The sequence below is a fragment of the Thiocapsa sp. genome (assembly GCF_011390875.1).
GTDB lineage: Bacteria > Pseudomonadota > Gammaproteobacteria > Chromatiales > Chromatiaceae > Thiocapsa.
In genome coordinates, this window is the sequence record NZ_JAABRP010000044.1 from 1 (window position 1) to 3,258 (window position 3,258).

Below are 3,258 nucleotides of genomic sequence, written 5' to 3' on the forward strand. Positions count from 1 at the left end.
ACCAGACGTCCGACGAAAACCAACCGCAACGGCTCGCCCGCCTCGCCCGGAGCGTTCGGCCAGGCTGCGGCCGGGAAGGTCTCGAGCTCCACCCCGTTCTCCAGCATAGGCAGACAGAGGCGATGATAGCGGCGTGGGATGCCGGCGACTGTGGAGCGTGTCGCAGTCAGGATGGCCGCCGCATGACGGGTCCCGCCGACGAGCGCATCGATGACCCGCCCGAGATGGCGCACCGGATACAGCCACGCCGAGTCCGCGCGGAGGATGTCGCGGAACCCGGGCGGCAGCCCCAGGTTGCCGTTCCAGGGTCCAAGCACGACCGGCAGGCCTAGGCGGTGAAGACGCGTGGCCGCAAGCGGCGAGACGGGGGTCGGGGCATGCACGATGTCCCAGGGCATGCTGTCCCGTGACTCGCTCCGGGCGATGCGCAGCGCCTCGCGGTCGTAGACATAGAAATCCAGCGAGGAGACCAGGAAGATGGCGTGCTCGCTCTTGGGGAAGATCCGTGAGGCGACCCGGTATAATGGGCCGGCAAACCACTCGGTATCGACATAGAGGATGCGGCTGTCGCCGACCGGACCGCCGGCCGCCTCTATGGCGGGGCGGTTGCGGACATGGGTGAGCAATGTGGTCGGTAGCCTCCGGGCGAGCCGGCTGTACCAGTGCCAGCCGATCTGGGAGACCGAGCCCATGCCGGGACCGCATTGGTAGGCGGACAGGAGTAAACGCGGTCCTTGTGCTGCACTCATGCGTGTCCGTCCTCCAGCCGTTGTCTTCGTTCTCGCGCTTGGGTCGGATGAGTGTAGATCCGCGCGATGCGGGGCTCCAGTCCCGTCGACGGGATCGGTGCCGGGGTCAGTGCCGGCGGTCTCGGCGATATGGTCCTGTTCACGTACGGTCCGCAGCGCAACCGAAGCGGTGTACCCTCCGGGTGGGTTTTCCCGTTGTTCCCCGAGAGAATGGACGAACGTGCCCTGCAAACCTGCGACATGGGTCACATTTCGACGGGCAGCGCCCCTATGCGTCTCGATGGGGAGCGCCCCGATGCGTCCCCGACAGGCGGTTGCCCCATTCCCCGGCACTTAGGCCGAACAGAAGGCAAGTTCGACGCCATGTGCCGATGAGGAATCAGGCGGCTTGCAGCCCGGAAGACCTCGAACGGGTCGATTGGCCAGGTCTCGTATAATCCGTGACCGTCAGTGGTTGGTCGGATTATCGCAGGCTGCATGGTCCGGTTTTTGCGTTCAGCCATAGGCCCGTGATCCAGATGGATCGCGCCCCGCCGTTTCGCTCCTTCGGCTGACCTTTGGAGCTTTCGGTGTCGGCTGCTGCGCGGGTTCTCGAATCGGGATCACAACAGCGTTCAAAGGGAGTAGGTCGTCGAATGAACAGCGCGCAGAAGGGCTTCAATCTCATAGAGCTCATGATCGTCGTTGCCGTGATCGGTATCCTTGCGGCAGTTGCCGTTCCGGCGTATCGGGACTACAGCATTCGCTCCAAGGTCAGTGAAGCTTTGGGCATGGCGTCATCGCTCAAGGCCTCCGTGGTCGAGCAAGCAGCGAATGGCGGTCTCGCGAGTCTCTCCGGAAATATCGGTGTCGACTCGTCGCAGGTCAGTCGTTATGTCGCCGACCTGGCGGTCGGGGATCGTGGCGTGATTTCGGTGACGACTCGGAACACCGGAGCAACGGTCGATCCCGAGCTGCAATTGGTTCCGAGCGAGAACGGCGGCGGGATCACCTGGAGCTGCCTGAAGACATCGGAAACGCTTGCGAGTCAGGTTCCGCCGAATTGCCGAGACGACGTCGCCGTAGGCTACACGACGTCCACCGATCCTAAGGACATCGAAGACACAGTTGGTGCGCTTTTTCGAGCGTTTGAGGATTTCACGGAGAAATGGTTGGCGGACGGCAGGAAGATGGGCATCTTACACCGCGACAGTGGATCTTATTCATGGAATAACTCTACAGATTTCATGAACGGCTTTTTTGAATTCGCAGGCATCACGGACTTCAATCGCAGCGGATATCAGCCGATCTCGGACTTCAAGGTCTTCTACAAGCGTGACGCAAACGGCAATCCAACATCGGAAGTGGCTGGCGTCTATTTGCAGATCGGCGGTGCATCGCACATTCGTTTTTCGAACGGTAAGACGGTCTCGGGAAAACATTACAGCAATTACATTGACAACGACTCGAAACAGCTCAGGCTGCCTTGACACGGCGACGTGACCGGAGTGCCTATTGGGTGACAGCGCAGATGCGCGTTCAAGTTAAGCCATCGAGGTAAGACGCAACACGACCTTCAATCGGCAGCAGGAGCCCGCCGCCGGAGGTCGGGTCACCGGGGACCGGCGGTCGAATGCCGTCGAGCTCTTCCCAGCGTCGAGCGAGATAGCTGAACCACAACGCAGGGGCCTCGCCGGTCGGAATGTGCATGCGCACCAGATAGTTGCCGAGACATCTGCGTGCGAGCGCCTTCGGGGCGCGAGCGGAGCAGAGCAGGTAGGCGAGGTCGCCGAGCGGGATGCCCTCGAAGGTCGAGGAGCCCCAGTCGAGCACACGAAAATCCGAGCCGTCGGCGCGCGTCAGACGGATGTTGTAGATGCCGAGATCACCGTGTTCGAGGACCATCGGGAGCGACGACGCGAGCCGCTGCAGGTCGTCGAGTGCGGCCTCGGCCCTGTGCTGGGCGTTGCGGGGCAAGATACCGCGTGCAACCAAGCGCTGCAGGGGTGCGACGTGGCGGGCCTCGATGGTCGCCCGCTCAGGCTGCTGTCGGGTCGTGAGTCCGACCGCCGCCAGCCAGTCGGCCATGGCGAGACACAACCGCGCGCGGCCCCGCAGACGCCAACGGATTCCGAAAAAGGGATGGGTTGGCTCGTAGGTATAGGCGAGTGCCCAGCGCCCCGCCACCACGGCGGAGTCGGTCGGGCGGATGACGCGGGCGGCTTCGGCCGGCCCCAATGCCCGCTCGATGCGATCGAGCTGCTCGGCCTCGGCGTGCAGGTGCTGCCCGCCCGCAAAGCGCGCGGCCTTAATCAGTCGTTGAGGTCGTCCGTCCTCGTCAAGGCTGAAGGCCAGGATCGGGTTGCCCGGCCCGAGGCGACCCGAGGCCAGCAGCCAGCGCTCCGGGGGTGTCGAGCGGATGGCGTCCTCTCCGATGGATGCCAGCGCGCCGCGCAGGGCGTTGAGCAGTGTTCGGTTCGGCTCGTCGCCGTCGCGACGGTAGAGCGCGATCCCGTGCTCGGGCAGAAGC

The 3,258-nt window shown here is 63.8% G+C and carries 2 protein-coding genes and 1 pseudogene; 1 reads left to right on the forward strand and 2 read right to left on the reverse strand.

All coding sequences use genetic code 11. The features are described 5' to 3' along the window. Positions 1–749 (reverse strand): annotated as a pseudogene (locus tag GPT33_RS05285) (glycosyltransferase family 4 protein); the annotation flags it as partial. Between the two features lie 635 nt (positions 750–1,384). Here GPT33_RS05285 and GPT33_RS05290 point away from each other — a divergent pair. Then, a complete protein-coding gene (locus GPT33_RS05290) occupies positions 1,385–2,218 on the forward strand; it encodes a pilin (protein WP_296806278.1) in 834 nt (277 codons plus the stop codon). A 49-nt stretch (positions 2,219–2,267) separates the two neighbouring features. On the opposite strand, the gene GPT33_RS05295 is transcribed toward GPT33_RS05290, so the two are convergent. Beyond that, a partial coding sequence (locus tag GPT33_RS05295; protein WP_296806279.1) for a phosphotransferase occupies positions 2,268–3,258 on the reverse strand: 991 nt, incomplete at its 5' end.

Bases quoted from the DNA above. Each gene is read 5' to 3' on its own strand.
- GPT33_RS05290 (WP_296806278.1), top strand. From the start codon at position 1,385: ATGAACAGCGCGCAGAAGGGCTTCAATCTCATAGAGCTCATGATCGTC.